The organism is Pseudomonas sp. 25 R 14, from assembly GCF_900004755.1.
GTDB classification, from domain to species: domain Bacteria; phylum Pseudomonadota; class Gammaproteobacteria; order Pseudomonadales; family Pseudomonadaceae; genus Aquipseudomonas; species Aquipseudomonas brenneri.
Map to the genome: position 1 here is coordinate 405,078 of NZ_CVTS01000065.1, position 25,139 is coordinate 430,216.

Below are 25,139 nucleotides of genomic sequence, written 5' to 3' on the forward strand. Positions count from 1 at the left end.
GCCCTGCCTCCCGGAAGCGCTGGATGGGGTGTGAAACAAATTCTCACCCAATCTCGTTGCGAAAAAAGCTCACCCGGGAAAACAGGACATGCACCACACAGCTAACAGATAAAACCTACATCAAAGTCTTACACGCGAAATGCACCGATCAGCTTTTTCAGTTCAATCACCTGCAAAGACAATTGCCGACTGGCCTCTTCGGTCTGATGCGCACCTTGGGCCGCGTGCTCGCCAGCCCGATTGATCTCGACGATGTTCTGGTCGATGTCATGGGCCACCGCCGTCTGTTGCTCCACCGCCGCGGCGATTTGCTGGTTCTGATCGACGATCATCCCCACGGCGCCCAGGATATTTTCCAGGGCAAGTTGGACTTTTTCCGACTGCCCGACCGTACCGCTGGCCATTTTATGGCTGCTGCCCATGGCCTTCACCGCCGCACCCACGCCCTGGTGCAATTTGGCGATCATCTGCTCGATCTCTTCAGTGGAGTGCTGGGTGCGCCGGGCCAGGGTGCGCACCTCATCGGCCACCACGGCAAACCCACGTCCCTGCTCGCCCGCCCGCGCCGCCTCGATGGCCGCGTTCAAGGCCAGCAGGTTGGTTTGTTCGGCAATGCTTTTGATCACTTCCAGCACGCTGCTGATCGATTGACTGTCGATAGCCAGTTGATTGATCACCAGCACTGATTGGTCGATCTCGGACGCCAGTTGCGCGATGCTGCCCTGCTGGGATTGCACCAGGCCACGCCCGCTGAGGGTTTCATCGTTGACGCTGTGAGCACTGCTGACAGCCGCCGCCGCACTGCGCGCGACTTCGTGGGCGGTCGCCGACATCTGGTTCATGGCCGTTGCCACCTGTTCGATCTGGCTGCGCTGGCCCGACACCGCCTGATTGCTGCGCGCCGATACCGACTCCACTTGCCCGGCCTGATGCTCGACTTCCTGGACGGTGTGCCCTACCCGTTCAATCAGGTCGTGGATTTTCGCTACGGTGCCATTGAACACCTCACCCAACTCACCCAACTCATCGCGGCTCTGGGACTTGAAGCTGACCGTCATGTCCCCGGCGGCGACCTTATCCATCATCGCGCCCAGGCGGCGCAGGGTGGTGCGGGTCGAGGCGTAGAAGCCGCCGTACAGATAGAAGATCAACAGGAACACCGCCGCCAGCGCCGCAACCAGCACCACCATATGCGTACGGTTCTGGGCCAGGCGCTGTTGCAGCTGCTGGTCGAGGAAGGACAGGGTCGCATCGTCCAGTTGATAGGTCTTGGCCATCAAGGCTGTCACTTGATCATAAAAACCCTGCCACGGCGCCTCCAGGGTCTCGGCCATCACCACCTGTTCCTCGAACAGTTCGCTGCCCTGCTTGAGGCTGGCCTGGCTGGCTTGGGCCAAGGTATCCAACGCGTCATGGGCGGCCTTGCTGGAGTTCAGGGCGTCTTGCACTTTCAAGCCGTATTCAGCCTGGAGCTTTTCCAACTGTTGCAACAGTTCGTCAAAACGCGTGCTGGACGATGAGTTGAGAAAGCCCTGGCCCAGGGAGTACGCACCCATGGCCCGGCCCTCGCCCAAGGTCTGGGTGACTTGCGGGGTGACGCTGGTCACCAGTTCGCTGAGTTGGCGCACATCACCCTGCACATCACGGCTCAACCCCGACTGGCTGGCAATGATCTGGCTGAACATCTGCGCCTTGTTGAGCAACTTGCCAATCAGCGCACTTTTGCTCAACAACGAAGATTCGCTTTGCTGGACTTTGAAGGCCGCGATCATCTCGTCGCGCTTACCCTCAAACACCGCAACTTGCTCGGGATCGGCCGTCATCGCCTGGAAGCCTTGCAGGCGTTCAAGGACGCGCAGTTCCAATGCGCTGATCTGACTTTCGATATCGCCCGCCTTGCCCGCCTGGCCGAGGGTGGCGTTGATTTGTACCTGATTGTTCAGGGTTTCCAGGTCGCGGCGCAGGATCAGGCTGCTGCCCAGAAGGTCCAGGCTCTGTAACTCAACCTGCGTGCCCTGGAACTCACGCCAGGAGTCGCGCACCAGGTAATAGTTGGTCACCAGCATCGGCAGGAAAAACAACACGCTGATCAGGCTGAACTTCATGCCGAAGCTCAGGCGATTCATCAGCGCGATGGCGGGATAGAGCAAGCTCTTCACAGATGAACTCCCTTTTCTTTTATTTTTATTGAAGGCGCAGGGCAGCGGCAGAAAGCCACTATTGGGCGCGCTGTCTGTATAGCTTAAATCGGCGGGGAGTTTTGTAACTTAAGGTTAACGCGATCGGCGGCGCTTAATAGGCCGACCGATTTCTTGATACCAACACATCTTCCCTGTGGGAAATTGCTCTAATGCCAGTCAGTTAAGCGGTCATCGCCTTCTGTAGGAGCGAGCTTGCTCGCGAAAAACGTCAACGATAAGGCGTACTTACTGAATGAACGCGGCGCCTGTAAGTTCTTCGCGAGCAAGCTCGCTCCTACAAAGGGCGTTTCTCAGGGTAAAACAGTCCAGATCGCAAACCCGGCGTACCACAACACCGCCGCGCGCAGCAGCAGTTCCCACAAGCGATCCAGGCTGTTGATGCCATCTGCACCCACTACCGGCGGCGGAATTTCCCCGGCCACCAGGCCAACCTTTTCCACCAACTGCGCCGCACTGATATCCCAGTTCAGCAGCTCATGCAGCATGACCCGGCTGACCGCGACAAAATTGCCCACCAAGGCAAAGCTCGCTGCCAGCAACCGCACCGGTAACCAGTCGAAAGCATGGCGCAATTGCCCGGCGCGCTCGGCCACCAATGGGTTCTGACTGCGCTCACTGGCCAGCGCCAGCAAGCGGTAGGCCAGGGCCACCACAGGGCCGAGGAGGAAATACCAGAAAATCACCGCGAAAAAACTCTGGTAGGCCTGCCACAGCAAATGGCTCTGGACCCGCTCCAGCAGTTGCTCGCCACTGTCGGCGCCAATGGCCAGGTCGCGTTCGGCAACATGCTCAGCCGCTTGCAGGTCCCCCCGGCGCCAGGCATCACGAAACGGCCCGAGCTGGCCCAACAGATCACCGCGCCCCAGGCTGTAGATCACCACCAGCAGGTGCACCGGCAGTGCCAGCAAACCATAGGCCACCGGTTCCAGGACCAGCAGCAACAGCCCCAGCAGCGCCACCGGCAGCAGTACCAGCAGCGCCAGGATCAGCCAGGGTTGCTTGCCCAGCCGCGTGCTCGACTCAAGCCGGGCCAGCTCGCGCAGCCAGCGGCCATCGCGCTGTACCCGCTGACGCAAGGCCGAGAACTTCTCGATCCACACCGCCAGCACCAACACCAGAAAACTCATTGTGCATGTCCTCCTTCCTGCAAGGCGCCGCGAAAACGCGCCCAATCAAAAGCCGGTCCAGGATCGGTCTTGCGTCCTGGGGCGATGTCACTATGACCGCAAATGCGCTGGAGCGTGATGCCCGGGTAGGCGGCCAGCAATTGGCGACTCAGTTCGATCAAGGATTGGTACTGGGCATCGGTAAAGGGTTGGTCGTCGGTCCCTTCAAGCTCGATCCCCAGGGAAAAATCATTGCAGGTCTCACGCCCCTCGAAACAGGAAACACCGGCATGCCAGGCGCGGTCCTGGCAGGAGACAAATTGCGTCACCGCGCCATCACGCTCAATCAGAAAGTGCGCTGAAACCCGTAAGTCAGCAATACCTGCAAAGTAGGGATGTTCCGTGACATCCAGGCGATTCTGGAAAAACTCCTGCACTTTGCCCGTGGCGAACTGGGCCGGTGGCAAGCTGATGTTGTGCACCACCAACAAGGAAATCTCGCCGCCCGGGCGCTCATTGAAGTTGGGCGATGGGCAATGGGCAACGCCCTGGCACCAACCGCTGGTGGGGTCCAACTGCATACAGGTTCCTTGCGCAAGACTTGGGAGCACTCAGTATGCCGTGATCCGCCTGGCGGTTGCGATCACTTGGCGCGATTGAGTTGCCGCAGATTGCCAATCACCGACGCCAGTGCGCGGTCGAACAACAGCGCATCATCCAGGGTGCGCACCCCGCCACGCTTGAACTCCAGGGCCAGTTCGGTGCAGGTTTTTTCCAGCACTTTGAGGCCTGTGCGATTGACAAAGATATAGCTGTTGGCCGGCTCGATAATCGCCGTCAGCTTACAGCGCAGGGCATTGTCTTCATCTTCGCGGAACTCGACCCAACTGCCGATACGCAATTGGAGGACCTTGAGCAAATCGGGATCATCCTCTGCCAGGCTGACCGTCTCCACTGCCCCCAAGTCTTCGCGCACTTCAACCAGCGTCACGCTGGCAAGCGTTGCCCCCTGGAACGCCTGGGTATGCAGGGCTTGCAACTGGATAAAAAACTCCCGGGTAACAAAAGAGTCAAACGCCGCCTCGCTCAACCCCTCGCGCAGGGCCTTGAGCAACGCGGGTAATTGCTCCAGCAAGCGACGGCCGGCCTCGGTGTCCTCACTCAGGCCGACACTCCAGATCAGCTCATCCATGGTCCGCAACCGCGCCTGCCATTGTGGCGAGTGTTGCCCATGTTTTAGGCATTCAAGCAACAAGACCTGGCTCCAGGCCTGCTGCAGGAACTGCACCACGAAATGTGGCAAGACCTTACCCAGCAAGCGCTGATTGAGCGCATCCGCAACCCGCTGTCGGGCCTGTTCGGTGCGCGCGCGCCCTTCCTCGGCATCGCGGGTACGCTGTTCGAGCAGCTCACTGCGACGGCGCTCGTCCTGGGTAAACGCGGTGAACTCGTGCAGGAGTACCGAGAAAATTGCCGGGTCATCGACAAAATCGTTCAACAACCGCTGCACCACCTGCTCGATGCGCAGGTACAGGCTGTCACGCTGATAATCATCACGCTTGCCCCAGCCCATGGCGGCGGTCCCGATTTCATTGAGCAGGCGTCGTGCGGGGTGGTTGGCGCGGCTGAAAAAGCTCTTGTCCAGCACGGCCACTTTCAACATGGGAATCTGCAGGCGCGCAATCAAGGCCTTGAGGGAGTCAGGCAGGGTGCGGTCGTCGAGGATGAACTCGAACAACATGGCGATCAGGTTGATCACATCCTCATCGGCATCTTCGACTACCCGCGACTTTCCACTCTTGACGCTGACCCGGGTGAGCAGTTCTTCCAATTGGCGGCGCAGGTCAAAATCGTCCTCGACCGCAGGCTCCGGTACATATTGTTGCAAATGGGACAGCAGGCGCAGCAGGTCGCGGGTAGAGATAGGCTGGGCCTGGGCACTGGCCTCCAGGGTCGGGGCGACGCTGCCACGCACTGTCAGTAGCAGTTCTTGCAGGGCGGCGAAGACTTGTTGCTCGGCTTCGTCGGCTTGTGGGTCGACAGCCGGGGCGGCCTCGATGGGCGGGCGGGCCCTGCTGGCACGCTCGCCAGGACGCCGTGAAGGCACGGCCTTGAGTTCAGGCAGCACGCCCGTGGCGGCCAGCAACTGATTGGCTTCGCCGTACAGCAGGTCGGCATCGCTGAGTACGTACTTTTCAAACAGCTTCAAAATGATCAGCTTGACCCGGATCTCCACCCCCAGGCTGCGCCCGGCCCGCAGGAAGTACTCGCAGAGCATCGCCGGGCCAAGGGGGTTTTCCCGATCATCCAGGCGCTTGCCCAACAATACACCCAGGCGGGCGCTCAGTTGCCCCAGCGCCAGGCCGTCACGGTGCATGACCTTGTCGAGCATGGCCTCCAGGGCCACGGCTTTTTCCAGGTCGTCGGCGCACACGCCAGGCGTCTCGTCGTAGGAAACCGTCGGTAACAGCAACTCGCCTTGCCCAGCCTGCCCCAGGTTGGCGAACGCCGCGAAGAGCTGCTCCATGAACATACGTTCGAAGTTCTTGCGCTTGAGGCGCAGGTCGCGCATCGCCTCAAAGAAAATATTGTGGTCGGCGCTGTTGCGGGCCTTGTCGGCCATTTCGAACAGGGTGTCGTCGGCGTTATCGAACAACTCCTGCAAACCCCGGTCGAGTTGCTGCGTGGCCTTGTCACGAACCTGGAGCACGATCACGGGCAGGCGGGCAAGCGGCGACGGCATCGCGTGTGCAGCGATCTTGTTGATCGGCACCACCTTTGCGTCATTGTGCATGCTGGCCTCCTGGAACGACGGGGTTCGGTTGAGTGAACGATCACTGCAACCGCCGATGGAATACCGGCAGTTACCGCGATTATCTGTAGATCACCGAGACGTCAAAGCTATGACGCCAATTGCAAGGCGCGAGATTATCTTGCAAATAGCCCCTGTAGCGCCAGCAAACTCTGTAGGCGCTTTGTAATCAGGCAGGTTATGGCGGCATACCTTGGGTTCGGCGCTGCCATGCCCCTATAATCGAGGCACTTTGTATGTGGAGCCCGCTATGCCGAATCTACGCCTCGCCGACCTCACCGCCGAAATCGAAGCCAACGTGCGCCGCGCACTGCTGGAAGATGTCGGCAGCGGCGATATCACCGCGCAATTGATCCCCGCCGAACGGCTGGCCAAGGCCACGATCATCACCCGTGATGCTGCCGTCATCAGTGGCACTGCCTGGGTCGATGCCGTGTTCCGCCAGTTGGACCCGCGGGTTGCCGTGCATTGGCAGGTGCGCGACGGTGAACGCGTGAGCCCCAACCAGGCGCTGTTCCACCTCGAAGGCCCCGCCCGCTCGCTGTTGACCGGTGAGCGCAGTGCGCTGAACTTCCTGCAGTTGTTGTCCGGCGTGGCCACGCGTGCGCAATACCTGGCGGACTTTGTCGCCAGCACCCAGGTCAAACTGCTGGACACCCGCAAGACCCTGCCCGGCCTGCGCCTGGCGCAAAAGTACGCCGTAACTTGCGGCGGTTGCCACAATCACCGTATTGGCCTGTATGACGCGTTCCTGATCAAGGAAAACCATATCGCCGCCTGTGGTGGCATTGCCCAGGCCATTACGGCCGCCCACAAGATTGCCCCGGGCAAGCCGGTGGAAGTCGAAGTGGAAAGCCTGCAAGAGTTGCGCGAAGCCCTGGCGGCGGGTGCCGATATCATCATGCTCGATGAGCTGAGCCTGGACGACATGCGCGAAGCCGTACGCTTGAACGGCGGCAAGGCCAAGCTCGAAGCCAGCGGCGGGATCAATGAAAGCACCTTGTTGCCCATTGCCGAAACCGGCGTGGACTACATCTCCATCGGGGCGATGACCAAGGATGTGAAGGCGGTGGATTTATCGATGCGACTCAGTATTTGAGTGGCTACAAACTTTAAGCTGCAAGAGCGCCTGGCGCCACTTGCAGCTTAAGGCTTGAAATTTGCCGCTGCTTCTAGACCACCAGATTGTTCATCTCGCAGTACTCTTCCCACTCGACTCCCAACACTTCGGCCGCCTCCTTGTGCAGGGCCAGGCGTGCCGCCTCGAACTCTTGCGGCGTGGACGTGTACTTGAGGGTCAGTTCCCAAGGCTGGAAGCCCTGGCTCTCGGCCTCGTCTTCGAATGCCCACTGGATCTGGTCGCGCTGGTCATCAGCACTCAGGTCCTTGATCTCTTCCTTAAGCTGCGGCGACTCCTCAAGGTATTTCTTGAGGGCTTCTGCGTGCCGCACTTCCTGGGTCATTGCTGTCGTGGTCATGGTGTTCTCTTAGATCGAGGAATGGGGATGCATCTGGGTCATCAAGGTTGCGCAGATACAAAAGAACGGGCACGAATACCGGTTCATCTGGCCTTCAGAACCATTCTGGGATCATCTGAAAACTGTGGTGCCTTTTTGCCCGAGACAGGAGTCGAACCTGCGACCTTCGCGTTACGAGTGCGCTGCTCTACCAACTGAGCTACACGGGCGGTGGGCTAAAGCTAGCACTGCATTGGGCGCCCGGCAACTTACCGGACATGCGGCGCAATGACTCCCTGGACCCAGAACCGTGGCTGCAGATGGCGTTTGGTAACGTCGATGTAGTGTTGGCTGCGCTCAGTGGCGCCTGGCAGGTCGCGGTACACGACAAATACCAGCAACGCCACCGAAAGCACCGCCGACACCTGCCAGGCCCGACGCAACAGCGGCATCGGCTCGGCAACGGATGTGCGCCACGGATGCAATGCCAACAGCCAGCCCACCACCAGCGCCAGCCATAGTTGTGAATAAGGCATCACAATCACCCCATCGACCATGGCCTGCACCGTCGCGCCCATCAAAGCGGCGAATAGACACAGGCGCAACAGGTCTTGCGATGATCCAGCAGGCCCTTGCCGGCGAATCACCATCAACGTGGCCCAGCCGCCGCGCAGTGCCAGCAACGACACACACAAGGCCGAGGGCACGCCCCACTCACTGGCCCACTGCAAGATTGCCTGGTGCGGATGGGCGGCAATCGGGTTCGGGATATCGGCAAAGTGCATCGGCCCGAAGCCTAGCCACGGCCGTTCACTGAGCATGCCCCAGGCTTGCCACCAGATCACTTCTCGACCTGAAAGGCTGGTGGTGAGTCGATCATTGGAAAGACTGGCGATTTCGAGCCCCAGATAACGCGCCAGGACCGAGAACAACAGCCAGTACAAAAACAGCCCGCCACACAGCGCAGCCAGTTGCCAGACCAACCAGCGACGCCCTGCGGCCCCCAAAAAAGCCAGGACGACTGCGACAACTCCGATACCCAGCCAGGTGCCACGGGTACCGCCACTGATTGCAATCAACCACCAGGCACACAACAGGGTAAACACCAGCCCACGCGCCAACCGTGAGGTGCTCGCGAGCAGCAGCGGCAACGCCAGCAAGGGTAAGGTAAAGGTCTGGAACTGGCCGTAGAAGCGCTTGTTGGAGAACCCGGAAAGCAGGAGATCGGTGTCCAATATTGGTTCGCCACTGGTAAACGCCAGCACGCCCGCATATCCATATTGAAGGGTCTTGATCAGGCATAGCAGCAACACAAACAGGATCAGCACCTGATCCAGGGTTTGGTCGCCATTGCGCCGCAACCGGGCAAAAGCCGCGACAATCACCCCGCAGATAATCATCAGCGCCCATTCGGTCAACGCCCAGAGGGGCTGGTGGGCCAACAACGAAGAAACCAGGCCGAGGCCGAACACCAGCACCAGGCCGATAGCGGTGGGTTTGTCGACCAGGCGACCGGCGGGAATCGACAGCCCATAGACCAGCGCACACACACCCACGCCGACCTGCATCACACGCTGCCAGTCATGACCACTGAAGGACAGGGTGATGCCCAGCAGCAAAAGGCTCAGTGTCACCACCAAGAACACGCTTCCTCGCTGTTGCACGGATAACGTCATGGGCAACCTTTACTTCCCTGTGGCGTGCCTGGGAGCCCGTCATATCCAACAGGCTCCGGTCACTGATTTTCGCTGCCCGGCCTCAGTTGCCAGCCGTGCAACCCTTTGCAGCGTACTGCTCTTGAGCAGTGGTGGTGCACTTCCAACCGTCAGTGGCACTGCGTACCAGGGTAATGATCTTGCCCTGGACGGGTGCAGGGGCATCAAGGATTTCACAGGCAATCGAGCCCGCTCCCGAGGCCACATCACCCGCAACGCTGATCACGCAGTTCGCGGTCGGGCTGGTACCGCCGATCAGCGCCAGCGTGGGCGTGGTGCCCTGATTGAAGGTGTCCTCAAAACCTGCCTTCAACGCCGAGATTTCCGCCAACCCCGCCGTGAACTTGGCCTTGGCCTGGTGCTTGGTATACATGGGCAGGCCAATCGTGGCCAAGATGCCGATGATCGCCACGACGATCAACAACTCGATCAAAGTAAAGCCGTTCTGACGCATCACACTCACTCTCCAGAATAAAACCCCATCGCAAGGCACATCCTGCGCCCTGCCCTCAACAACCGCGCCAGTGTACTCATCCGCGTCGGGCCAGGCGCTCACAAGACGCACAATCTGACATTTTTCCCCTGCCCAATCGCCTGACGGACACACAGGCCTGACTAAGCTGTAAATCGTCACCTGTCGATGAGCTGTCGCTCCCAATGAATGATGTCACCGTGAACTCCACCGCCACCTTCGCCTGGGAAGGCACACTGCGCAATGGCCGCAAGGTGTCCGGTGAAACCCGTGGCCATAGCCCGGCTGTGATCAAGGCCCAATTGCGCCGGCAAGGTATCAACCCGGTTCGGGTGCAACTCCGCTCCAGCCTTCTTTCGGGCCTGCGCAACCCCATCACGCCTGCCGATATTGCCCTGTTCACTCGCCAACTGGCGACCCTGCTGAAAGCGGGAATCCCCCTGCTGCAAGCCTTCGATATGATTGGCGAAGGCCTCGACAGCCGGGCCATGCGCACGCTGACCCAAGGATTGAAGCAAGAGGTTGCCGCCGGCAACAGCTTGAGCGATGCGTTATTGAAACACCCGCAGTGTTTCAGCCCCCTGTATTGCAGCCTGATTGCGGCAGGCGAACAGGCCGGCACCCTGGAAACCCTGCTGGAACGGGTCGCCACCCACCTGGAAAAGAGCCAGCGCCTCAAGACCCGGATCAAAAAAGCCATGACCTACCCGCTGGCGGTCCTGCTTGTGGCTATGCTGGTCAGCAGCATCCTGCTGATCCACGTCGTGCCCCAGTTCGAGAGCCTGTTCGCCGGCAGCGACACGCCTCTGCCGCGCTTTACACTGCTGGTTATCGTGCTATCAGAATTCATGCAAGGCGCGTGGTGGATGCTGTTGCTGGCCATGAGCACGACTGCCTGGGGGTTACGCCACAGCTACCGTCGACACCTTGGTTTTCGCCTCTGGCTGGACGCTGGTTTGTTGAAAGTGCCGCTGGCAGGCACACTGCTGAAAAAAACTGCGGTCGCCCGTTACGCCCGTACACTCGCCACCACCTTTGCCGCCGGCGTACCGCTGGCACAGGCGTTGGATTCAGTGGCCGCAGCCACCGGCAACGAGCGGTTCAAACGAGCAATCATGCGTATGCGCCAGGACGTGGCAATAGGAATGCAATTGAATCGAACCATGACCGCCAGCGGCCTGTTCCCTGGCATGGCGATACAGATGACAGCCATCGGCGAAGAGTCGGGCGCACTGGACAGCATGCTGGAGAAGGTCGCCGATCATTATGAGACGGACGTCGACAACCTGGTGGACAACCTGACCAGCCTGATGGAGCCGCTGATCATGGTGGTTCTCGGCAGTATTGTCGGGGCGCTGGTAATCGCCATGTACCTGCCGATCTTCCAGCTCGGCACGGCGTTTTGAACATGACCCTGGACCAACTCCTGATCCTCCACCCCTGGCTGTTTGTCTGGTGTTCGCTGGTGCTGGGGCTGATCGTCGGCAGCTTCCTCAACGTACTGGTCTGGCGCCTGCCAAAAATGCTCGAACGGGACTGGCGCGCCCAGGCCCATGAAATACTTGGCCTGCCTCCGGAGCCCCGCGGCCCGACCTACAACCTGTTGCATCCCAACTCCTGCTGCCCGCATTGCTCGGCGCCGATTCGCCCGTGGGAAAATATCCCGGTATTCAGCTATCTGCTGCTCAGAGGGCGTTGTGCGCGGTGCCACGGCTCCATCAGCCCGCGCTACCCGCTGACCGAGCTGGCCTGCGGGCTGCTCTCGGCATTTATCGCCTGGCACTACGGCTTCGGCTGGCCGGCCGCAGGAGTCCTGTTTTTGAGCTGGGGCTTGCTGGCCATGAGCCTGATTGATGCCGATCACCAACTACTGCCGGATGCGCTGGTGTTGCCACTGTTGTGGCTGGGGCTGATCCTCAATTACTTCGAACTGTACGTCAGCCTGCCCGACGCATTACTGGGCGCAGTTGCTGGCTATCTGAGCCTGTGGGCAGTGTTCTGGCTATTCAAGCTATGCACCGGCAAGGACGGCATGGGCTATGGCGATTTCAAACTACTGGCCATGCTCGGCGCCTGGGGCGGCTGGCAGATCCTGCCGCTGACGCTGTTGCTGGCATCGCTGGTGGGCGCGATATCGGGGGTGATTCTGTTGCGCATGCGTAACGCGCAGACATCGGTGCCCCTGCCTTTTGGTCCCTATCTGGCGATTGCCGGCTGGATTGCATTGCTCTGGGGTGGTCAAATAACCGACTTCTATTTGCAGTCTGTCGGTTTCAGATGACCACTTCTGTCGCAACACCCTGGATTCTTGGCCTGACGGGCGGCATCGGCAGTGGCAAAAGCGCTGCGGCCCAGCACTTTATCGACCTTGGCGTAGACCTTATCGACGCCGACCACGCCTCGCGCTGGGTGGTGGAGCCCGGCCGGCCGGCACTGGCCAAGATTGCCGAGCACTTCGGCGACGCGATCCTGCTGCCTGATGGCCAGTTGGATCGCGCCGCCTTGCGCAAGCGCATTTTCGAGGCGCCGCAAGAACGCCTGTGGCTGGAGGCCCTGCTGCACCCGTTGATTGCCGACGAGATCCGCAGCCATCTGGCCCGTGCTCGCTCGCCCTATGCGATCCTGGTATCGCCGCTGTTGATCGAGTCGGGCCAGCACACCATGACCCAGCGCATCCTGGTGATCGATGTGCCGCAATCAACACAGATTCAGCGTACCCTGCTGCGCGATGGCATCAGCGAAGAACAGGTGCAGGCAATTCTCAAGGCCCAGGCCTCACGGGAAGATCGCCTGCGCCATGCCGACGATGTACTGGTCAATGACCAGGACCTGGCCTGGCTGCAGGCTGAGGTCGAGCGACTGCACCACTTTTACCTTACTTTGCGTGGAGGCCGAACATGAGCCAACCCTTGACCGTCGAATGCCCAACCTGCGGTGCCCCCGTGGAATGGAAAGCGACCAACCTCAACCGGCCATTCTGCTCGGATCGCTGCAAATTGATCGACCTGGGCGCCTGGGCCGCAGAAGAACACAAAATTCCAGTCAGCCCGGATGCCGAAGACGAACTGTTCTCGGAAGATCTGCCACCGCGCGCCCACTAAGGCCGCATAAAAGCGTACTCCTGCTGGTCGTCGAGGTTTTCTGCAAGGTATTGCAACTCGTCGGCCAGGTCTTCAAAACTGCGCACGCCCTTGCTCTGCTGCACCACGGCACTCAGCAGGGCACGCAGGCTCAAACCAGGGTCAAAGCCAATTTCCAGTGCCGCTTCCTGACTCCTGCGTACCTCTTGCCGCGCCCACTCGTACACACTCATGATCGTGCTCCAGAAAGTTTCGCAGAGCATGCGACCACTTGCGCGTCTCGCCTTTGATTTGGATCAAGGCTGCGAATTGTCGTCCTTCCAGGGCGCCGAGAGGTAGCGCGTACGGTTGAATGTCTCAAGCCATTCCGGGCAAAACACCACCAGAGCACTGATCACTACGCCGTTGATAAATGCTTCGGGAAAGATGATCAGCCACAGGTAACCGATAAAATCCTCGATCCACTCAGGCATGGCGAAGCGGCCGTCCAGCCACAGCAGGCCCAGGCCGGCCAACAGGCACAGCAACGCCGACAATGCAGCGGCAAAAAAACCCGAACAGAAGATATAGACGAAGGGATTGCGCGGCTGCGCCCGCTCCACCAGCAACGCGCATGTCTCGGTTACCAATACCGGCAAGAGGACCAGCAACGCGCCGTTGATCCCGAGCGCCGCCAAGTCCTGGCGTCCGAGCAGCACCAGACCCAGTTGCGCCGCCAGCCCGCCGACAATTGCCAGCGGCCAGTCGAGCAGCAGGGTCACAGCGGTCATGCCGATAAAGTGGTAGGACACGCCGGTATCGAAGTCACGACGCACCAACCACAGCATGAACAGCGCGAACACGGTGCCAAACAACAGATGCTGGCGCCGTCGGTCGGCAAACAGCTCGACCCAGGGCGAGCGCAGGATCGCCCATAGGATCACGGGCGCATACAACAGCCAGCCCAGCCACAGGGTCAGTGGCGCCAACACAGCGGCGCTGATCACGGCTGCAACGGCTCCCCAAGCTCAACGGCCTGGGCCCACAGAGGCAAAAGACTCAGTAACACCACAACCAGAAACTTCACCGCGAACTCCTTGTAGAAAACCGTCAACCGAACCGCCAGTCTACACCGAGCCTTTTCACACGGGACTTCCTGCGCTCATCATTTGAACGCTAAGCTGCAACCATGGATGACTCAGATTATTTGCGCCTGCTCACCATAGCGGCCGAACAAGCCAACGCGTTCCTGTCCAATGCCCGCAAATGGGAGCGTGAGCGTTGGGTCTGCCAGCGCCTGCTGCAAGGCCTGAATGTGCCCTACCGCGCCGAAGAGTTTCATGCCGCCGGTCAAGAACCGCCGGATGTGCTGTTTCGCGACGCCAGTTTCGAAGTGTTTTTTGTCCTCGACGAAGGCCGGCGCCTGAATGACGAATGGCGCGACGAACTACTGCGTCGGCGCAGTGCTTTTTCCCTGAGTCAGTTGGTGCGGCGTGAAGCCAAGCCCAGGCGTATTCCCGCCCATGAATTCCTGCTGCGCCTGGCGCCGACCCTGCGCAAGAAAGCCCATAACTACAAAGAACGCGGCATGGACCTGGGCGAGCTGGATATCATCGCCTTCGCCAGCCTCAAGCGCGAAGTGCTGGACCTCAACAGCCATTTCCCGCCGCCCACCGAATACCTGCGCCAGGGCTGGCGCTCGCTGTCATTGGTCGGCCCGACCTTTGCGCGCGTGTTGTTCGCCCACCCGGACGCACCGGATTTCTTGCGCAACAACCTGGGGCGCAGCATAGTGTTCGATGTGGGTATCAGCCTGTAACGTGGTGCCCTTTAGCAACGTCTACCTGACGAGGCCTTTATGACCAGCCGCCTGAACCCTGACGACCAGCAACATGTCGAAGAGTACCTGCAACTGTCCCAGCACCAGGTTGAGCGCAAGCCTTTCCGGCCGTGGCTGCTCCTTGGGGTGGTACTGATTGTGGTGATTGGCCTGGGCCTGCTGAGCCGCCTTTTGAGTTACCTGACGCTATGAGCTGCCTGGCGCTCGCTCGGGTAACCGCACCGATTTCTTTTAGCCTTGCGAGATATCCCCATGACCCATCGTATTATTATCGTCGGCGGCGGCGCCGGCGGCCTGGAGTTGGCTACCCGCCTGGGTAAGACTCTGGGCAAGCGCGGTACCGCCAGCATCACGCTGGTGGACACCAACCTCACCCATATCTGGAAACCCCTGCTGCACGAGGTTGCCGCCGGCTCGCTGAACTCCTCTGAAGACGAACTCAATTATGTTGCCCAGGCCAAATGGAACCACTTCGAGTTCCAGCTGGGGCGCATGAGCGGGCTCGATCGGGATCAGAAGAAAATCCAGCTGGCCGCGACCCTTGATGAAGAAGGCCGGGAACTGGTGCCCGCACGCGTGCTGAGCTATGACACCCTGGTCATCGCCGTTGGCAGTACCACCAATGATTTCGGCACCGAAGGCGCGGCACAGCACTGCCTGTTCCTTGATACCCGCAAGCAGGCCGAACGTTTCCACCAGCAACTGCTCAATCACTATCTGCGCGCCCATGCTGGGCAAACCGATGTGGTCGAGCAAATCAGCGTGGCGATCGTTGGTGCTGGCGCTACCGGCGTCGAACTGGCGGCCGAGCTGCACAACGCCGCCCATGAACTGGCGGCCTACGGCCTGGACCGGATCAAGCCGGAAAACATGCACATCACCCTGATCGAAGCCGGGCCACGGGTATTGCCGGCCCTGCCAGAGCGGATCAGCGGGCCTGTGCATAAAACCCTGGAAAAACTCGGGGTGACGGTCATGACCAACTCCGCCGTGAGCGAAGTCACCGCCGACAGCCTGATTACCAGCAATGGCCAGGTGATTCCCGCCAGCCTCAAGGTGTGGGCCGCCGGGATTCGTGCGCCAGGCTTCCTCAAGGACATCGATGGCCTGGAGACCAACCGCATCAACCAATTGCAGGTCCTGCCAACGCTGCAGACCACACGTGACGAGAACATCTTCGCCTTTGGCGACTGCGCGGCCTGCCCGCAACCGGGCACGGATCGCAACGTTCCACCACGGGCACAAGCGGCGCACCAACAAGCGTCGCTGCTGGCCAAATCGCTGAAATTGCGCATCGAAGGCAAGACACTGCCCAGCTACAAGTACACCGACTACGGCTCACTGATCTCGCTCTCGCGTTTTTCGGCTGTGGGTAACTTGATGGGTAACCTGACCGGCAGCGTGATGCTCGAAGGCTGGCTGGCGCGGATGTTCTATGTGTCGCTGTACCGCATGCACCAGATGGCGCTGTACGGGTTCTTCCGCACGATGATGTTGATGCTGGGCAGCAAGATCGGCCGGGGCACCGAACCGCGTCTCAAGCTTCACTAACAGCACGACTAGGTCAATGCGGGGGGCTTGCTCCCGATAGCGGTGGTTCAGACACACCGTCATCGGGAGCAAGCCCCTCCCACATTGGATCGGCGGTATTTTCAGGTTTTTCACAGGCAAAAAAAATCCCCGTATCTTTCGATACGAGGATTTTTAATATGGTCGGGGTAAGGGGATTCGAACTCCTGACATCCTGCTCCCAAAGCAGGCGCGCTACCGGACTGCGCTATACCCCGGTAAAAAAAAGGCGACCTTTTCAAGTCGCCTTCTTCGATCAGGGCTTTTGGCCTCTGATCTTAAGATTCGATTCCAGTGTTAACTGGTCTCAAAAATGGTGGGTCGTGTGGGATTCGAACCTACGACCAATTGGTTAAAAGCCAACTGCTCTACCAACTGAGCTAACGACCCAAAAATGGTCGGGGTAAGGGGATTCGAACTCCTGACATCCTGCTCCCAAAGCAGGCGCGCTACCGGACTGCGCTATACCCCGGCTTGAAATTGGCTCCGTGACCAGGACTCGAACCTGGGACCCAATGATTAACAGTCATTTGCTCTACCGACTGAGCTATCACGGAACTACATATTTCAAATTACAACTTTTACTGCGATGTAACCTTCTCTTCGACGCTGTCCGTATCGCTACGTTAGCGTGTCTGAGGCGCGCTATTCTACAATCTTAAAAACCCCTGTCAACCCTTTAAATTGCTTTTAAGACAATGATTTGCGCTTCTTTCTGATTTCTTCTTGGGGAGAAGAAACCCGTGGGCTGACGTTGCTGCGGGGCGCACTTTACAAGCCTTTGCCTTACAGTTCAACGCCCTATCGAAAAAAAAGGCCCCGCAATGCGGGGCCTTTGCTTATAACCACCCAATCGGCGCTTAGTGGAAGACGATTTCGTCGTTTTCCACGGTGGCCTTGACGCTGGTCCCCGGCACAAAGCTGCCCGACAGGATCAGTTGGGCCAACGGGTTCTCGATCCAGCGCTGGATCGCACGCTTTAATGGCCGTGCGCCATACACTGGGTCGTAACCCACGGCGATCAACTTGTCCAAGGCCTCGCTGCTCAGCTCCAGCATCAGCTCGCGCTCTGCCAGACGACTGCGCAGGCGGCCCAGCTGGATCTCGGTGATGCCTGCAATCTGATCCCGTGCCAGGGGCTCGAAGATCACCACTTCATCGACCCGGTTGATAAATTCCGGGCGGAAGTGGCTCGTCAGTGCATCCATCACCGCTGCGCGCTGGGCTTCGCGATCCCCTACCAGTTCCTGGATCTGTACCGAGCCCAGGTTGGAGGTCATCACGATCACCGTATTACGGAAATCCACGGTACGCCCGTGACTGTCCGTCAGCCGGCCATCTTCCAGCACTTGCAGCAATACGTTGAACACATCCGGGTGAGCCTTCTCGACCTCATCCAGGAGGATCACCGAGTAAGGCTTACGCCGTACCGCTTCAGTCAGGTAGCCACCTTCCTCGTAACCCACATAGCCTGGTGGTGCCCCGATCAAGCGCGCCACGGAATGTTTCTCCATGAACTCGGACATGTCGATACGTACCATCGCCTCTTCGGTATCAAAGAGGAACTCGGCCAGGGCCTTGCACAGCTCGGTCTTACCTACACCGGTCGGGCCGAGGAACATGAACGAGCCACTCGGGCGGTTCGGGTCGGACAACCCGGCGCGCGAACGCCGTACCGCGTTGGACACTGCCACCACCGCCTCTTCCTGGCCGATGACGCGCTGGTGCAACAGGCTTTCCATGCGCAACAGCTTGTCACGCTCGCCTTCCAGCATCTTCGACACCGGAATGCCAGTCCACTTGGAGACCACCTCGGCAATTTCTTCCTCGGTCACCTTGCTGCGCAGCAGCTGGTTTTCACTGTGACCGTGCTGGTCGACCATTTGCAGGCTGCGTTCCAGATCCGGGATCACCCCGTACTGCAACTCAGCCATGCGGTTCAGGTCGCCTTTACGGCGTGCAGCTTCCAGCTCCTGGCGCGATTGCTCGATCTTTTGCTGGATCTGCGCAGAACCCTGTACTTCGGCTTTTTCCGAGGTCCAGATTTCTTCCAGGTCCGAATACTCACGCTCCAGACGGACAATTTCTTCCTGGAGTTTTTCCAGGCGTTTCTTCGCCGCGTCATCGTCTTCTTTCTTCAGCGCCTGGGATTCGACTTTCAGCTGAATCAGGCGCCGCTCCAAACGATCGAGCACTTCAGGCTTGGAGTCGATTTCCATGCGGATACGGCTAGCCGCTTCGTCGATCAGGTCGATAGCCTTGTCCGGCAACTGACGGTCAGTGATGTAGCGATGGCTCAACTTGGCCGCCGCAATGATCGCGCCGTCAGTGATGGCTACCCGGTGGTGGACCTCATAACGCTCTTTCAGGCCACGCAGGATCGCGATGGTGTCTTCTTCGCTCGGTTCTTCCACCAGTACTTTCTGGAAACGACGCTCAAGGGCCGCGTCCTTTTCAATGTACTGGCGGTATTCGTTGAGCGTGGTCGCACCGACGCAATGCAACTCGCCCCGAGCCAGTGCTGGCTTGAGCATGTTGCCCGCGTCCATCGAACCTTCGCCTTTACCGGCGCCGACCATGGTGTGCAGTTCGTCGATAAACAGAATGATCTGCCCTTCCTGCTTCGACAGTTCGTTAAGCAGGGATTTGAGGCGCTCTTCGAACTCGCCACGGAACTTGGCACCGGCGATCAACGCGCCCATGTCCAGGGACAGCAAGCGCTTGCCCTTGAGGCCGTCAGGCACTTCACCATTAATGATGCGCTGGGCCAGACCTTCGGCAATGGCGGTTTTACCCACGCCAGGCTCACCGATCAGCACCGGGTTGTTCTTGGTGCGGCGCTGCAAGACCTGGATGGTGCGACGAATTTCATCATCACGCCCGATCACCGGGTCCAGCTTGCCGTCTTCGGCGCGCTTGGTCAGGTCGACGGTGTATTTGTCCAGGGCCTGGCGCGACTCCTCGTGATTGGGGTCATTCACCGCCTCGCCGCCGCGCAGGTTGTTGATGGCATTTTCCAGGGCCTTTTTGCTCACGCCCTGGCCCAGCAACAACTTGCCGAGCTTGCTGTTGTCGTCCATGGCGGCGAGTAGCACCAGCTCGCTGGAGATGAACTGGTCACCCTTCTGCTGGGCCAGGCGGTCGGCCTGATTGAGCAGGCGCGCCAAATCCTGGGACATATTCACGTCGCCAGTAGGGTTCTGGATTTTTGGCAGTTGATCGAGCTCTTTGCTCAATTCCTTGCGCAGGCTGTTGACGTCAAAGCCCACCTGCATCAGCAGGGGCTTGATCGAACCACCCTGCTGCTCAAGGAGCGCCTGCATCAAGTGCGCAGGCTCGATGGCCGGATGGTCGAGGCCAACCGCCAGGGATTGAGAATCCGATAACGCCAATTGTAATTTGCTGGTTAAACGATCAATACGCATTAGTCACCTTCCTTTTGAGCAGGCCGGAGCTATGTGCGAGCGAGCTTGCTCGCGATTAACGCATCCTGAATGAAGAAACCTGCCAGATACCCTTATAGATGGGGTGGATTCTGGAAGATTCAAGCCGGCGATGCTTGATATGGATCAGGGGAGTCTAGCGTTCGAGCCAGATAAGGGAGGCGAATCGACCGGTGCGCGGGTTGCGCCGGTAAGAAAAGAAGCGTGGGTCGGTCACCGTACACAAGCCCCCGCCGTAGACCGCCGTGATACCGCGTGCAGCCAGGCGCAGGCGCGCCAGTTGGTAGATGTCGGCCAGGAACTTGCCAGGGTTGTGGCTCGGCACAAAGGCTTCGGCCGTTTGCGCAAGTTGCTGCATGAAGGCTTCACGTACTTCAGGGCCGACTTCAAAGGCCTTTGGGCCAATCGCCGGACCTAACCAGACCATTACCTCGGCAGGCGCTGTTTCCAGGCTTTGCGCAGCAGCTTCCAGCACACCCGCGGCCAGTCCACGCCAACCGGCATGGGCCGCGGCGACCCGGGTCCCGGCCTTGTTGCAAAACAAGGCCGGCAGACAATCGGCGGTCATCGCGGTGCAGGCGATGCCGGGCGTATCGGTCCAACTGCCGTCTGCCTCGGCAATCTGCCCAGGATCGGCCTCGACCACGACGACGCCATGAACCTGGCGTAGCCAGGCCGGCTGGATATCGAACGCGGCAGTGAGACGACGGCGATTCTCAAGCACAGCCCCAGGGCTGTCCTCGACATGATCGCCAAGATTCAGGCTGTCGAACGGCGCCAGACTGACGCCGCCCGCGCGGGTAGTGACGCAGGCTTTCACCCCGGCCGGCGCAGGCCAGTCAGGAATCAGCCAGTCACTCATCCGACAAAGGCCTCGCGGTCTTGCTTGAGCAGCGACAACAACCAGACAAAATCGTCAGGCAGTGGCGATTCCCAGCTCATCCGCTCACCGCTCGTCGGATGGTCCAGTTCCAGGAAGCGTGCATGCAGCGCCTGGCGCGGGAACGATTTCAACGATTCGACCATGGTCACACTGGCCGCCGGCGGAATACGGAAGCGACCACCGTAGGCCGGATCGCCGACCAACGGGAAATTGATATGCGCCATATGCACCCGGATCTGGTGGGTACGGCCGGTTTCCAGCTTGACCCGCACATGGGTATGAGAGCGGAACCGCTCCAGCACGCGGTAGTGGCTGACGGCCTGCTTGCCGCCCTCCATCACCGCCATGCGCTGGCGCTGCTGGCCATGGCGACCGATAGGCGCATTGATCTTGCCACCCGCCACGACTACACCAATCACGATGCACTCATAGATGCGGCTGACGCTGCGGCTCTGCAATTGTGTGACCAACTGCGTCTGCGCCTGGATGGTCTTGGCCACCACCATCAGACCGGTGGTGTCCTTGTCCAGGCGGTGGACAATGCCGCAGCGCGGGACATTGATGATGTCCGGCACATGGTGCAACAAGGCATTGAGCAAGGTGCCATCAGCGTGCCCGGCTGCCGGGTGAACCACCAGGCCTGCGGGTTTGTTGATCACCAGGATGTCGTCGTCTTCATAGACGATATCCAGCTCGATGTCCTGGGCGATCCATTCTCCCTGGGCTTCCTGCTCGGCAGTCAGCTCCAGAATCGAACCGCCATGGACTATGTCTCGCGGGCGGATAACCGCTCCATCCACAGTCAGGCGGCCGTCTTTGATCCAGGCGGAAAGGCGCGAGCGCGAGTGCTCAGCGAATAGTTGTGCGGCGACTTGATCGAGGCGTTGGCCGCCCAATTCGGACGGCACCTCTGCGCGAAGTTCAATTTTATCGGACATGCTCAGACTAGGCGTGGCACAGCCTTTGGTTTCGGCTGCGCGCTTGTGGTTAAATACGGCGTCTTTTGCCCCGAGGCTTTCATCGGGGCGCTCATCATAACAGGACGGCCCCGCCCAAGACAGCGGCCGTCATAGGGACGCAAGCCGCCATGCAAGTGAAACACCTGCTGCTGATCGCCATCCTCGCCATGACTGCTGCTTGCTCGTCAACAAAGGACGTCGTCGACGAAAACCTCAGTGAAGTCGAGCTGTACCAGCAGGCTCAGGCCGACCTGGACAATAATAGCTACACAAGCGCCACGGCCAAGCTCAAGGCCCTGGAGTCGCGTTATCCGTTTGGCCGCTATGCCGACCAGGCCCAGCTCGAACTGATCTATGCGAACTACAAGAACGCCGAGCCGGAAGCTGCCAAGTCCGCCGCCGAGCGTTTTATCCGCCTGCACCCGCAGCACCCGAACGTGGACTACGCCTACTACCTCAAGGGCCTGACCTCGTTTGACCAGGATGTCGGCCTGCTGGCGCGCTTCCTGCCGCTGGACATGACCAAGCGTGACCCAGGTGCCGCGCGCGACTCGTATAACGAGTTCGCCCAACTGACCAGCCGCTTCCCTAACAGCCGCTACGCGCCGGACGCCAAGCAGCGCATGATCTACCTGCGCAACCTGCTGGCTTCCTACGAGATCCACGTAGCCCACTACTACCTGACGCGCCAGGCTTATGTCGCTGCCGCCAACCGTGGTCGCTATGTAGTGGAAAACTTCCAGGAAACCCCTTCGGTGGGTGATGGCCTGGCTGTGATGACCGAAGCCTACATGCGCCTGCATCTGGATACCCTGGCAGACACCAGCCTGCAGACCTTGAAACTCAACTACCCGGACCACCCTAGCCTGAAAGACGGCCAGTTTGTGCCGCAGGTTGCCGAAGCGGACAACCGCTCGTGGTTGAGCAAGTACACCCTGGGTCTGATCGAGTCCCGTCCGCCGTTGCCGCCGGGCGAAACCCGAGCCAACCAGGACATTCTCAAGCAGTACCAGGACGCCAAGGACTCCATTCCGTCGGACCTCAAGCCGCATGACGAGAACGGCGACGTGATCGAGGAAGAAGCCCCCGAAGCCCTGGGCAACAACCAGGACCGCTCGTGGTTCAGCTACATGACGTTCGGTGTCTTTGACTGATACCAGTCTGGCCACACAAGAAGGAGTCCCTCGGGGCTCCTTTTTTCATGGCGCGACTTTATTACCCTGTGCGCCGTTAACATCCTTGGCTAAACTGCCGGATTCCCTGTCGAGAAGCTGCCTGCCATGGTTCGTTTACTGTTCTGGATTGCCCTGATTGCTGCTGCGGTATGGTTCTGGCGCAAGTTCAAGCGCCCCGCTTCAACGCAGCAACAGCCCCGCGAACAAGGCGCTGCGCCCATGGTTCGCTGTGCCCACTGTGGCGTACATTTACCTCAGGACCGGGCGTTGAACCAGCAGCAGGAGTGGTACTGCACCCAGGCGCACCTGGAGCAGGGACCGAAATCTATCGAACGCTGAAAACCCTGGACCTGCAGGCACCCAAGCTTATATCCGACCAGCGGGTGCATAGGGGGCGGGGTCAATCACCGGCTCGTGCCCCAACAGCAAGTCAGCAAACAACTGACAAGACGCAGGCGCCAATACCAGCCCGTTGCGGTAGTGCCCACAGTTGAGCCACAGACCTTCAAACCCTGGCACCTTGCCAATGTACGGGATGCCCTCTGGCGACCCAGGCCGTAAACCGGCCCAATGCCCCACCACTTCGGCATCCGCCAGCGCTGGAATCAATTCCACCGCCGAGGCCTTGAGGCTTTCCAGGGCCGGCTCGGTCGGCGCCTTGTCGAAACCCTCATGCTCCAGCGTACTGCCAACCAGGATATGCCCATCCCGACGCGGGATCGCATAGCGCCCCTTCGCCAGAACCATGCAGGACAGAAAGTCCGCAGCACACTTGTACAAAATCATCTGGCCCTTGACCGGCTCCACCGGCAACGTCAGACCCAGGCTGCCAAGCAACTCGCCACTCCAGGCACCGGCCGCGAGAACGACCTCGTCGCCCCGCACCTCACCCTGCGCCGTATTGACCCCGACGATGCTGCCGCCCTCCTGGATAAAGCCCTGTACCGCGCAATGCTCATGCAGGGTTACGCCGGGCAACGCCAACAACGCAGCCTTGAGGGATTTGACCAGGCGCGGATTGCGCACGTTGGCCACGTCCGCCATATAGATAGCCTGTGCAAACCCAGCACCCAGCACCGGCACCGCGTCACGGGCGGCCGAAACATCCACCTTGCTCAATGGCCGGCCTTCCTGAACGGCCCAGGCCAGGGCATCGGCTTCATCGTCCAGATCCAGCCAATACAGGCCCGTGGTATGAACCTCAGGGTCCACACCCGTGGCCGCAAACAGACGCTGGGCCAACTGTGGGTAGAAATCCTGGGACCAGTGCGCCAGCGCCGTGACTGCCGGGCTGTAGCGCCATGGATATAACGGCGAAACAATCCCGCCACCGGCCCAGGAGGACTCCTGCCCAAACGACGAACGGTCCAGAACGACCACCGCCCGCCCTTGAGTTGCCAGGTTGAACGCCGTCAACAGCCCGATAACACCACCACCCACAACCACGACTTGCTGTTGCTTGGTCATTGTTCCATTCAGCCCATAAAAAGAAAGGAGTGCCCACCAGCCTCAGCGCCCCCAGCATTCCTGACGCGTCGTGCCGGGCACAGCGCCGGGATTAGCCCGTGCGCCAGTGCTGGTCAAACTGAACTCACCACAAGGATCACCCAGCATCGCGACGGCAAAGGGCGTCGCGGTTAGCGTGAAATCCTGGGGATTCAGAATCACCGTGATTCTATAGCGATCATTGCCGGTGCTGACGCCGCTTGCATCAATAAAAGTGCCATTTCTCACGTAATAGCGCTCCAGATGCTGGGCTTGCTCCGTGAGCAGCCCGACAATTTCCGTGCGATAGGCTTTTTTCACATGGGCGGTGTACCCCGGATAAATCACCGCGGCCAATGTGGCAATAACCGCCAGTGCGATCAGTAATTCGATCAAGGTGAATCCTTTGCAGTTGCCGCTCATCGCGATGTCCACCTACTGAAGTTGTCGCCATAGAATTCGTCGAAATCGCTCACCGGCGTCATCAGCCGAGGCTACCCGTGCATAGACGCTCTCCAGAACGCTGCGCGACTGGCCGCTGATTCCCACTGCCGTGACCCGATACAAAGTCGCCGGGGTGTCGGGCGGCAAATGCGCCAATCCGATACCGACGCCCAGGTTTTGAATGCCATAAATACCCGCCTTCATGCCGACCCAGGTAACGGCCGAGACCGGATCGACGCCCGGCCGGCTGATGACATACGCCTCTTTCGGCGGTGCGCAGGTGACAAGTGACTGACAGGGCGGCAAACCGAATCCTTGCGCCTGCACAGCCGACTCACCGCGCCTGAGTCCGCTTTCGGCAGCCTGAAACGATTGGTTGCGATGCCGGAGGCTGCCAGCGAGCTGTTCCTGCGACGTTGCGCCCTGCATCGATGACAGCCCGAGAACCATCAACAACAGCAGCAACACCAGGCTGATCAACAGCACCATGCCACGCTGTCTGGGGGCCGATATCCGGAG

The 25,139-nt window shown here is 59.8% G+C and carries 25 protein-coding genes and 5 tRNA genes; 10 read left to right on the forward strand and 20 right to left on the reverse strand.

Going from position 1 to position 25,139, the window contains the following annotated elements; all coding sequences use genetic code 11:
- Positions 1–128: 128 nt before the first annotated feature.
- The 4 genes from BFQ03_RS25080 to BFQ03_RS25095 all read right to left on the reverse strand — a co-directional run bounded on the left by BFQ03_RS25080 (position 129) and on the right by BFQ03_RS25095 (position 6,101).
- A complete protein-coding gene (locus BFQ03_RS25080) occupies positions 129–2,159 on the reverse strand; it encodes a methyl-accepting chemotaxis protein (RefSeq protein ID WP_065944231.1) in 2,031 nt (676 codons plus the stop codon).
- Between the two features lie 332 nt (positions 2,160–2,491).
- The gene (ampE, locus tag BFQ03_RS25085) at positions 2,492–3,328 is read right to left on the reverse strand and encodes a regulatory signaling modulator protein AmpE (RefSeq protein WP_065944232.1); all 837 of its coding nucleotides are present in this window, start codon (positions 3,326–3,328) and stop codon (positions 2,492–2,494) included.
- Positions 3,325–3,888, reverse strand: a complete 564-nt coding sequence (gene ampD, locus BFQ03_RS25090; protein ID WP_065944233.1) for a 1,6-anhydro-N-acetylmuramyl-L-alanine amidase AmpD — start codon at positions 3,886–3,888, stop codon at positions 3,325–3,327. Before ampD ends, ampE begins: the two co-directional genes overlap by 4 nt.
- Before the next feature lie 62 nt (positions 3,889–3,950).
- A complete protein-coding gene (locus BFQ03_RS25095) occupies positions 3,951–6,101 on the reverse strand; it encodes a DUF1631 domain-containing protein (protein ID WP_065944234.1) in 2,151 nt (716 codons plus the stop codon).
- A gap of 268 nt (positions 6,102–6,369) precedes the next feature.
- Between BFQ03_RS25095 and nadC the strand changes: the two genes are divergently transcribed.
- Entirely contained in the window at positions 6,370–7,218 is an 849-nt protein-coding gene (gene nadC / locus BFQ03_RS25100) for a carboxylating nicotinate-nucleotide diphosphorylase (RefSeq protein ID WP_032861918.1), read from the forward strand.
- A 73-nt stretch (positions 7,219–7,291) separates the two neighbouring features.
- Here the strand turns inward: nadC and BFQ03_RS25105 are convergent, their stop codons facing one another.
- The 4 genes from BFQ03_RS25105 to BFQ03_RS25120 form a co-directional block, all read right to left on the reverse strand.
- Positions 7,292–7,597: a DUF6388 family protein gene (locus BFQ03_RS25105; RefSeq protein WP_032861916.1), complete on the reverse strand. Its 306-nt coding sequence runs from the start codon at positions 7,595–7,597 to the stop codon at positions 7,292–7,294.
- Positions 7,598–7,733: 136 nt separating this feature from the next.
- Positions 7,734–7,806 (reverse strand) — tRNA-Thr (locus BFQ03_RS25110).
- Between the two features lie 39 nt (positions 7,807–7,845).
- Entirely contained in the window at positions 7,846–9,252 is a 1,407-nt protein-coding gene (locus BFQ03_RS25115) for an O-antigen ligase family protein (protein ID WP_065944235.1), read from the reverse strand.
- 82 nt (positions 9,253–9,334) lie between these two features.
- Positions 9,335–9,745 (reverse strand): pilin, encoded by a 411-nt coding sequence (locus tag BFQ03_RS25120; RefSeq protein ID WP_032861913.1) that lies wholly within the window; start codon positions 9,743–9,745, stop codon positions 9,335–9,337.
- 203 nt (positions 9,746–9,948) lie between these two features.
- Between BFQ03_RS25120 and BFQ03_RS25125 the strand changes: the two genes are divergently transcribed.
- Genes BFQ03_RS25125 through yacG form a run of 4 tightly spaced genes read left to right on the forward strand, consistent with a single transcriptional unit; the run spans position 9,949 to position 12,864 of the window.
- Positions 9,949–11,169, forward strand: coding sequence for a type II secretion system F family protein (locus BFQ03_RS25125; RefSeq protein ID WP_065944236.1), 1,221 nt, complete (start codon positions 9,949–9,951; stop codon positions 11,167–11,169).
- 8 nt (positions 11,170–11,177) lie between these two features.
- Entirely contained in the window at positions 11,178–12,044 is an 867-nt protein-coding gene (locus BFQ03_RS25130; protein WP_275656704.1) for a prepilin peptidase, read from the forward strand.
- A complete protein-coding gene (gene coaE, locus BFQ03_RS25135; protein WP_065944237.1) occupies positions 12,041–12,664 on the forward strand; it encodes a dephospho-CoA kinase in 624 nt (207 codons plus the stop codon). The genes BFQ03_RS25130 and coaE overlap by 4 nt, the downstream gene beginning before the upstream one ends.
- A complete protein-coding gene (yacG, locus tag BFQ03_RS25140) occupies positions 12,661–12,864 on the forward strand; it encodes a DNA gyrase inhibitor YacG (protein WP_032861907.1) in 204 nt (67 codons plus the stop codon). The genes coaE and yacG overlap by 4 nt, the downstream gene beginning before the upstream one ends.
- Here the strand turns inward: yacG and BFQ03_RS25145 are convergent.
- On the reverse strand, positions 12,861–13,076 hold the full coding sequence (locus BFQ03_RS25145; RefSeq protein WP_032861905.1) for a hypothetical protein: 216 nt from the start codon (positions 13,074–13,076) through the stop codon (positions 12,861–12,863). The two genes, yacG and BFQ03_RS25145, sit on opposite strands and share 4 nt — an antisense overlap.
- A 63-nt stretch (positions 13,077–13,139) precedes the next feature.
- Complete coding sequence (locus BFQ03_RS25150) at positions 13,140–13,829, reverse strand: energy-coupling factor ABC transporter permease (protein WP_065944238.1); 690 nt, start codon at positions 13,827–13,829, stop codon at positions 13,140–13,142.
- 182 nt (positions 13,830–14,011) lie between these two features.
- Between BFQ03_RS25150 and BFQ03_RS25155 the strand changes: the two genes are divergently transcribed.
- Genes BFQ03_RS25155 through BFQ03_RS25165 form a run of 3 tightly spaced genes read left to right on the forward strand, consistent with a single transcriptional unit; the run spans position 14,012 to position 16,213 of the window.
- Positions 14,012–14,641, forward strand: coding sequence for a DUF1780 domain-containing protein (locus BFQ03_RS25155; RefSeq protein ID WP_029292005.1), 630 nt, complete (start codon positions 14,012–14,014; stop codon positions 14,639–14,641).
- Between the two features lie 39 nt (positions 14,642–14,680).
- Positions 14,681–14,854: a DUF3094 family protein gene (locus BFQ03_RS25160; protein WP_032861901.1), complete on the forward strand. Its 174-nt coding sequence runs from the start codon at positions 14,681–14,683 to the stop codon at positions 14,852–14,854.
- 60 nt (positions 14,855–14,914) lie between these two features.
- A complete protein-coding gene (locus tag BFQ03_RS25165; protein ID WP_065944239.1) occupies positions 14,915–16,213 on the forward strand; it encodes an NAD(P)/FAD-dependent oxidoreductase in 1,299 nt (432 codons plus the stop codon).
- A 159-nt stretch (positions 16,214–16,372) separates the two neighbouring features.
- Here the strand turns inward: BFQ03_RS25165 and BFQ03_RS25170 are convergent.
- From BFQ03_RS25170 to rluD, 7 genes are all read right to left on the reverse strand, one after another.
- Positions 16,373–16,449 (reverse strand) — tRNA-Pro (locus tag BFQ03_RS25170).
- A gap of 96 nt (positions 16,450–16,545) precedes the next feature.
- Positions 16,546–16,621 (reverse strand) — tRNA-Lys (locus BFQ03_RS25175).
- Between the two features lie 5 nt (positions 16,622–16,626).
- Positions 16,627–16,703: transfer RNA gene (locus BFQ03_RS25180), tRNA-Pro, on the reverse strand.
- A 9-nt stretch (positions 16,704–16,712) separates the two neighbouring features.
- Positions 16,713–16,788, reverse strand: a tRNA-Asn gene (locus BFQ03_RS25185).
- Positions 16,789–17,091: 303 nt separating this feature from the next.
- Positions 17,092–19,656 carry an ATP-dependent chaperone ClpB gene (gene clpB, locus BFQ03_RS25190; RefSeq protein WP_032861899.1) on the reverse strand — a complete coding sequence of 855 codons (2,565 nt, stop codon included), beginning with the start codon at positions 19,654–19,656 and terminating at the stop codon, positions 17,092–17,094.
- A gap of 154 nt (positions 19,657–19,810) precedes the next feature.
- The gene (gene pgeF, locus BFQ03_RS25195; protein ID WP_065944240.1) at positions 19,811–20,536 is read right to left on the reverse strand and encodes a peptidoglycan editing factor PgeF; all 726 of its coding nucleotides are present in this window, start codon (positions 20,534–20,536) and stop codon (positions 19,811–19,813) included.
- Entirely contained in the window at positions 20,533–21,495 is a 963-nt protein-coding gene (gene rluD / locus BFQ03_RS25200) for a 23S rRNA pseudouridine(1911/1915/1917) synthase RluD (protein WP_032861896.1), read from the reverse strand. Before rluD ends, pgeF begins: the two co-directional genes overlap by 4 nt.
- A 149-nt stretch (positions 21,496–21,644) precedes the next feature.
- Here rluD and BFQ03_RS25205 point away from each other — a divergent pair, with 149 nt between their 5' ends.
- Both BFQ03_RS25205 and BFQ03_RS25210 read left to right on the forward strand, forming a co-directional pair.
- Positions 21,645–22,670, forward strand: a complete 1,026-nt coding sequence (locus BFQ03_RS25205) for an outer membrane protein assembly factor BamD (RefSeq protein WP_032861895.1) — start codon at positions 21,645–21,647, stop codon at positions 22,668–22,670.
- Between the two features lie 126 nt (positions 22,671–22,796).
- Positions 22,797–23,030, forward strand: a complete 234-nt coding sequence (locus BFQ03_RS25210; protein WP_065944241.1) for a PP0621 family protein — start codon at positions 22,797–22,799, stop codon at positions 23,028–23,030.
- A 27-nt stretch (positions 23,031–23,057) separates the two neighbouring features.
- On the opposite strand, the gene thiO is transcribed toward BFQ03_RS25210, so the two are convergent.
- From thiO to BFQ03_RS25225, 3 genes are read right to left on the reverse strand one after another with little or no spacing between them, the layout of a single operon-like run.
- Complete coding sequence (gene thiO / locus BFQ03_RS25215) at positions 23,058–24,158, reverse strand: glycine oxidase ThiO (protein ID WP_065944242.1); 1,101 nt, start codon at positions 24,156–24,158, stop codon at positions 23,058–23,060.
- 42 nt (positions 24,159–24,200) lie between these two features.
- Entirely contained in the window at positions 24,201–24,599 is a 399-nt protein-coding gene (locus BFQ03_RS25220; RefSeq protein WP_032861892.1) for a type IV pilin protein, read from the reverse strand.
- Between the two features lie 12 nt (positions 24,600–24,611).
- Complete coding sequence (locus BFQ03_RS25225; protein ID WP_050593418.1) at positions 24,612–25,109, reverse strand: pilus assembly PilX family protein; 498 nt, start codon at positions 25,107–25,109, stop codon at positions 24,612–24,614.
- Positions 25,110–25,139: the final 30 nt, after the last annotated feature.

Excerpts from the sequence above, each read along its gene's own strand:
- ampE (WP_065944232.1), bottom strand. The coding sequence starts at position 3,328 with ATGAGTTTTCTGGTGTTGGTGCTGGCGGTGTGGATCGAGAAGTTCTCG.
- rluD (WP_032861896.1), bottom strand. The coding sequence starts at position 21,495 with ATGTCCGATAAAATTGAACTTCGCGCAGAGGTGCCGTCCGAATTGGGC.
- BFQ03_RS25105 (WP_032861916.1), bottom strand. The coding sequence starts at position 7,597 with ATGACCACGACAGCAATGACCCAGGAAGTGCGGCACGCAGAAGCCCTC.
- BFQ03_RS25210 (WP_065944241.1), top strand. The coding sequence starts at position 22,797 with ATGGTTCGTTTACTGTTCTGGATTGCCCTGATTGCTGCTGCGGTATGG.
- ampD (WP_065944233.1), bottom strand. The coding sequence starts at position 3,888 with ATGCAGTTGGACCCCACCAGCGGTTGGTGCCAGGGCGTTGCCCATTGC.
- BFQ03_RS25125 (WP_065944236.1), top strand. The coding sequence starts at position 9,949 with ATGAATGATGTCACCGTGAACTCCACCGCCACCTTCGCCTGGGAAGGC.
- BFQ03_RS25120 (WP_032861913.1), bottom strand. The coding sequence starts at position 9,745 with ATGCGTCAGAACGGCTTTACTTTGATCGAGTTGTTGATCGTCGTGGCG.
- nadC (WP_032861918.1), top strand. The coding sequence starts at position 6,370 with ATGCCGAATCTACGCCTCGCCGACCTCACCGCCGAAATCGAAGCCAAC.
- BFQ03_RS25220 (WP_032861892.1), bottom strand. The coding sequence starts at position 24,599 with ATGAGCGGCAACTGCAAAGGATTCACCTTGATCGAATTACTGATCGCA.
- coaE (WP_065944237.1), top strand. The coding sequence starts at position 12,041 with ATGACCACTTCTGTCGCAACACCCTGGATTCTTGGCCTGACGGGCGGC.
- pgeF (WP_065944240.1), bottom strand. The coding sequence starts at position 20,536 with ATGAGTGACTGGCTGATTCCTGACTGGCCTGCGCCGGCCGGGGTGAAA.
- clpB (WP_032861899.1), bottom strand. The coding sequence starts at position 19,656 with ATGCGTATTGATCGTTTAACCAGCAAATTACAATTGGCGTTATCGGAT.
- BFQ03_RS25115 (WP_065944235.1), bottom strand. The coding sequence starts at position 9,252 with ATGACGTTATCCGTGCAACAGCGAGGAAGCGTGTTCTTGGTGGTGACA.
- BFQ03_RS25225 (WP_050593418.1), bottom strand. The coding sequence starts at position 25,109 with ATGGTGCTGTTGATCAGCCTGGTGTTGCTGCTGTTGTTGATGGTTCTC.
- BFQ03_RS25145 (WP_032861905.1), bottom strand. The coding sequence starts at position 13,076 with ATGAGTGTGTACGAGTGGGCGCGGCAAGAGGTACGCAGGAGTCAGGAA.
- thiO (WP_065944242.1), bottom strand. The coding sequence starts at position 24,158 with ATGACCAAGCAACAGCAAGTCGTGGTTGTGGGTGGTGGTGTTATCGGG.
- BFQ03_RS25205 (WP_032861895.1), top strand. The coding sequence starts at position 21,645 with ATGCAAGTGAAACACCTGCTGCTGATCGCCATCCTCGCCATGACTGCT.
- BFQ03_RS25155 (WP_029292005.1), top strand. The coding sequence starts at position 14,012 with ATGGATGACTCAGATTATTTGCGCCTGCTCACCATAGCGGCCGAACAA.
- BFQ03_RS25165 (WP_065944239.1), top strand. The coding sequence starts at position 14,915 with ATGACCCATCGTATTATTATCGTCGGCGGCGGCGCCGGCGGCCTGGAG.
- yacG (WP_032861907.1), top strand. The coding sequence starts at position 12,661 with ATGAGCCAACCCTTGACCGTCGAATGCCCAACCTGCGGTGCCCCCGTG.
- BFQ03_RS25095 (WP_065944234.1), bottom strand. The coding sequence starts at position 6,101 with ATGCACAATGACGCAAAGGTGGTGCCGATCAACAAGATCGCTGCACAC.
- BFQ03_RS25160 (WP_032861901.1), top strand. The coding sequence starts at position 14,681 with ATGACCAGCCGCCTGAACCCTGACGACCAGCAACATGTCGAAGAGTAC.